This window comes from Vibrio fluminensis (assembly GCF_015278125.1).
Lineage (GTDB): Bacteria > Pseudomonadota > Gammaproteobacteria > Enterobacterales > Vibrionaceae > Vibrio > Vibrio fluminensis.
Genome location: NZ_JADILO010000083.1, coordinates 1 through 555 on the forward strand (window position 1 = coordinate 1; position 555 = coordinate 555).

1 protein-coding gene is annotated in these 555 nt (G+C 44.7%); it reads right to left on the minus strand.

The window, feature by feature from the left end; genetic code table 11:
• Positions 1–555 (minus strand): transposase (locus IRQ95_RS21985; RefSeq protein WP_194439926.1); only part of this gene is annotated, 555 nt, incomplete at both ends.

Below are 555 nucleotides of genomic sequence, written 5' to 3' on the forward strand. Positions count from 1 at the left end.
AGTCATTGATGTTACCTGCGGTGGTATAGGTATCGAGGATAATTCCGTGTTGACCATCAACGGTTCTATGGTCGAGATAGAAGAAGCCTTGTGGCTTATTATCACGAGTCATGAAGCCACTCTCTGGGTCAGTRGTRCTGGTTTTAGTATTCTTTATTTTTGACTCTGATCCGCGAGCCTTAAGCGGCTTCTTACCCGCTATTTCTCGGTCTAACGCRACGTCKTCATCCAGCATATCAAGATAGGCACTCGCGCGAACCGCCATGACTTTATTGGTATGTTTATTCTTGTTMGCGTTCGCTTTGAGATGAGTACTGTCCGTAAAGAACTCTTGCCCCGCGACCAAGCCTTTCGACATGGCTTGCTCTACGATATTAATAAAAATACGTTCGAATACATCCGTGCCATTAAAGCGACGAATGCGGTTTTGGCTGAGAGTGGATGCGTGAATGACTTTCTCTGTTAATGACATCCGTAAGAACCAACGGTAAGCGACATTCACTTCAATTTCTTTAACGAGCTGACGCTCACTTTTTATGCCAAAGATGTAGCCAA